At 49.6% G+C, this 4,911-nt stretch carries 2 tRNA genes and 2 rRNA genes; all 4 read right to left on the bottom strand.

The features are described from left to right. Positions 1-24: 24 nt before the first annotated feature. Positions 25-2,919 (bottom strand): 23S ribosomal RNA (locus FTU95_RS14700). Between the two features lie 369 nt (positions 2,920-3,288). Next, positions 3,289-3,364, bottom strand: a tRNA-Ala gene (locus FTU95_RS14695). 71 nt (positions 3,365-3,435) lie between these two features. Next, positions 3,436-3,512, bottom strand: a tRNA-Ile gene (locus tag FTU95_RS14690). Positions 3,513-3,573: 61 nt separating this feature from the next. Further along, positions 3,574-4,911 (bottom strand): 16S ribosomal RNA (locus FTU95_RS14685); the annotation flags it as partial.

Below are 4,911 nucleotides of genomic sequence, written 5' to 3'. Positions count from 1 at the left end.
ATACAACAACTGTTTGGGTGTTGTATAGTCAAGCCTCACGAGCAATTAGTATTGGTCAGCTTCACATATCACTATGCTTCCACATCCAACCTATCAACGTCGTAGTCTTCAACGGCTCTTTAGAGGACATAAAGTCCTAGGGAAATCTTATCTTGAGGTAGGCTTCCCGCTTAGATGCTTTCAGCGGTTATCCCTTCCGAACATAGCTACCCGGCGATGCGACTGGCGTCACAACCGGTACACCAGAGGTTCGTCCACTCTGGTCCTCTCGTACTAGGAGCAGATCCTCTCAAATTTCCAACGCCCACGGTAGATAGGGACCGAACTGTCTCACGACGTTCTAAACCCAGCTCGCGTACCTCTTTAAATGGCGAACAGCCATACCCTTGGGACCTGCTTCAGCCCCAGGATGAGATGAGCCGACATCGAGGTGCCAAACACCGCCGTCGATATGAACTCTTGGGCGGTATCAGCCTGTTATCCCCAGAGTACCTTTTATCCGTTGAGCGATGGCCCTTCCATACAGAACCACCGGATCACTAAGACCTACTTTCGTACCTGCTCGACTTGTGGGTCTCGCAGTTAAGCGCGCTTTTGCCTTTATACTCTACGCGTGATTTCCGACCACGCTGAGCGCACCTTCGTACTCCTCCGTTACTCTTTAGGAGGAGACCGCCCCAGTCAAACTACCCACCAGACATGGTCCTCGTCCCGGATAACGGGACAGAGTTAGAACCTCAATATTACCAGGGTGGTATTTCAAGATTGGCTCCACCGAAACTAGCGTCTCGGTTTCAAAGCCTCCCACCTATCCTACACAAGTAAGATCAAAGTTCAATGTCAAGCTGCAGTAAAGGTTCACGGGGTCTTTCCGTCTAGCCGCGGGTACACCGCATCTTCACGGCGAATTCGATTTCACTGAGTCTCTGCTGGAGACAGCGCCCCCATCATTATGCCATTCGTGCAGGTCGGAACTTACCCGACAAGGAATTTCGCTACCTTAGGACCGTTATAGTTACGGCCGCCGTTTACTGGGGCTTCGATCAAGAGCTTCGCTTACGCTAACCCCATCAATTAACCTTCCAGCACCGGGCAGGCATCACACCCTATACGTCCACTTTCGTGTTTGCAGAGTGCTATGTTTTTAATAAACAGTTGCAGGGGCCTGGTTTCTGTGGCTGCTCTCAGCTCAGGAAGCAAGTTCCATCACCAAAAGCAGCGTACCTTCTCCCGAAGTTACGGTACCATTTTGCCTAGTTCCTTCAGCAGAGTTCTCTCAAGCGCTTTGGTCTACTCGACCTGACCACCTGTGTCGGTTTCGGGTACGATTCCTGTGTAACTGAAGCTTAGAGACTTTTCCTGGAAGCATGGTATCAGCCACTTCACTGTACAAGTACAGCTTGCTATCAGTTCTCAGCATAGAGCACCCCGGATTTGCCTAAGATGCATGCCTACAACCTTCCACCTGGACAACCAACGCCAGGCTGACTTAACCTTCTCCGTCCTCTCATCGCATTACACAGAAGTATTGGAATATTAACCAATTTCCCATCGACTACGCCTCTCGGCCTCGCCTTAGGGGTCGACTCACCCAGCCCCGATTAACGTTGGACTGGAACCCTTGGTCTTTCAGCGTGCGAGTTTTTCACTCGCATTGTCGTTACTCACGTCAGCATTCGCACTTCTGATACCTCCAGCAGACTTCTCAATCCACCTTCATCGGCTTACAGAACGCTCCCCTACCACGCATAATAAATTATGCATCCGCAGCTTCGGCATATAGTTTTAGCCCCGTTACATCTTCCGCGCAGGCCGACTCGACTAGTGAGCTATTACGCTTTCTTTAAAGGGTGGCTGCTTCTAAGCCAACCTCCTAGCTGTCTATGCCTTCCCACATCGTTTCCCACTTAACTATAATTTTGGGGCCTTAGCTGGCGGTCTGGATTGTTTTCCTCTTGACTACGGACGTTAGCACCCGCAGTCTGTCTCCCGGATAGTACTCATTGGTATTCGGAGTTTGCATCGGTTTGGTAAGTCGGGATGACCCCCTAGCCGAAACAGTGCTCTACCCCCAATGGTATTCGTCCGAGGCGCTACCTAAATAGCTTTCGGGGAGAACCAGCTATCACCAAGTTTGATTAGCCTTTCACCCCTATCCACAAGTCATCCCCTGGCTTTTCAACGACAGTGGGTTCGGTCCTCCAGTTAGTGTTACCCAACCTTCAACCTGCTCATGGATAGATCACCTGGTTTCGGGTCTATACCCAGCAACTAATGCGCCCTATTAAGACTCGGTTTCCCTACGGCTCCCCTATTCGGTTAACCTCGCTACTGAATATAAGTCGCTGACCCATTATACAAAAGGTACGCAGTCACCGAACAAGTCGGCTCCCACTGCTTGTATGCATGCGGTTTCAGGATCTATTTCACTCCCCTCACAGGGGTTCTTTTCGCCTTTCCCTCACGGTACTGGTTCACTATCGGTCAGTCAGGAGTATTTAGCCTTGGAGGATGGTCCCCCCATATTCAGACAAGGTTTCACGTGCCTCGCCCTACTCGACATCATCATATAAGCCCTTTCGTGTACAGGACTATCACCGTCTACGGTCGCACTTCCCAGAGCGTTCCACTAGAACTTATATGACTTAATGGGCTCTTCCCCTTTCGCTCGCCGCTACTGAGGGAATCTCAATTGATTTCTTTTCCTAAGGGTACTGAGATGTTTCACTTCCCCTCGTTCGCCTTGCATGACTATGTATTCATCATGCAATACCTACCTTATGGTAAGTGGGTTTCCCCATTCAGACATCTCCGGATCACAGGATATTTGCCGCCTCCCCGGAGCTTTTCGCAGGCTATCACGTCTTTCATCGCCTCTGACTGCCAAGGCATCCACCACATGCACTTAATTACTTGACTATACAACCCCAAACAGTCGTTCATCCTTACAAGTAGGATGAGCAACAGATTAACCAATCACTCAGTCAATCATACAGTTGGCGTCTTGTGCATTTAAGCACTGTACAGCTTCAATTAGATTCATATACCAAAACGCTTGATTCAGTTAATCGCTAGTTTCTCAGTTCTGCATCTTCATTCAAACATGTCACTTGCGTGTCACATTTCAATGTCAATTTAGTTCTGAGCCTTAAACAATTTATTTCAACTCAAATATATTCTGTTAATGATTGATCTAGCCTTCGTCAGGTCTAGACGCTGTGATAAATCACAGAACTTAATAAGCTTAAACTTACTAAATTCTATAATCTAACAACTTATCTTAAATGATGGTGGAGACTAGGAGAGTCGAACTCCTGACCTCCTGCGTGCAAAGCAGGCGCTCTACCAACTAAGCTAAGTCCCCAGCTTATCAATAAGTCAATGTATCGTTCTGTTCTGTTTGCTTCAGCACTTGCATGCTTCGTTAGTCAGATTTGGTGGGTCTGACAAGACTTGAACTTGTGACCCCACGCTTATCAAGCGTGTGCTCTAACCAACTGAGCTACAGACCCTCAGATACATCTTTATGAAGAACAACTTGTTGTGGATTCTTACCAATCGTCAATCTTTCGTTAAGGAGGTGATCCAGCCGCAGGTTCCCCTACGGCTACCTTGTTACGACTTCACCCCAGTCATCTGCCACACCGTGGTAAGCGTCCTCCTTGCGGTTAGACTACCTACTTCTGGTGCAACAAACTCCCATGGTGTGACGGGCGGTGTGTACAAGGCCCGGGAACGTATTCACCGCGGCATTCTGATCCGCGATTACTAGCGATTCCGACTTCATGGAGTCGAGTTGCAGACTCCAATCCGGACTACGATCGGCTTTTTGAGATTAGCATCCTATCGCTAGGTAGCAACCCTTTGTACCGACCATTGTAGCACGTGTGTAGCCCTGGTCGTAAGGGCCATGATGACTTGACGTCGTCCCCGCCTTCCTCCAGTTTGTCACTGGCAGTATCCTTAAAGTTCCCGGCTTAACCCGCTGGCAAATAAGGAAAAGGGTTGCGCTCGTTGCGGGACTTAACCCAACATCTCACGACACGAGCTGACGACAGCCATGCAGCACCTGTATGTAAGTTCCCGAAGGCACCAATCCATCTCTGGAAAGTTCTTACTATGTCAAGACCAGGTAAGGTTCTTCGCGTTGCATCGAATTAAACCACATGCTCCACCGCTTGTGCGGGCCCCCGTCAATTCATTTGAGTTTTAGTCTTGCGACCGTACTCCCCAGGCGGTCTACTTATCGCGTTAGCTGCGCCACTAAAGCCTCAAAGGCCCCAACGGCTAGTAGACATCGTTTACGGCATGGACTACCAGGGTATCTAATCCTGTTTGCTCCCCATGCTTTCGCACCTCAGTGTCAGTATTAGGCCAGATGGCTGCCTTCGCCATCGGTATTCCTCCAGATCTCTACGCATTTCACCGCTACACCTGGAATTCTACCATCCTCTCCCATACTCTAGCCAACCAGTATCGAATGCAATTCCCAAGTTAAGCTCGGGGATTTCACATTTGACTTAATTGGCCACCTACGCGCGCTTTACGCCCAGTAAATCCGATTAACGCTTGCACCCTCTGTATTACCGCGGCTGCTGGCACAGAGTTAGCCGGTGCTTATTCTGCGAGTAACGTCCACTATCCTAGAGTATTAATCTAAGTAGCCTCCTCCTCGCTTAAAGTGCTTTACAACCAAAAGGCCTTCTTCACACACGCGGCATGGCTGGATCAGGGTTCCCCCCATTGTCCAATATTCCCCACTGCTGCCTCCCGTAGGAGTCTGGGCCGTGTCTCAGTCCCAGTGTGGCGGATCATCCTCTCAGACCCGCTACAGATCGTCGCCTTGGTAGGCCTTTACCCCACCAACTAGCTAATCCGACTTAGGCTCATCTATTAGCGCAAGGTCCGAAG

The organism is Acinetobacter sp. YH12208, from assembly GCF_013418055.1.
In the GTDB taxonomy this organism is placed as follows: Bacteria; Pseudomonadota; Gammaproteobacteria; order Pseudomonadales; family Moraxellaceae; genus Acinetobacter; species Acinetobacter pseudolwoffii.
This window is presented reverse-complemented; position numbering and strand designations above follow the sequence as displayed.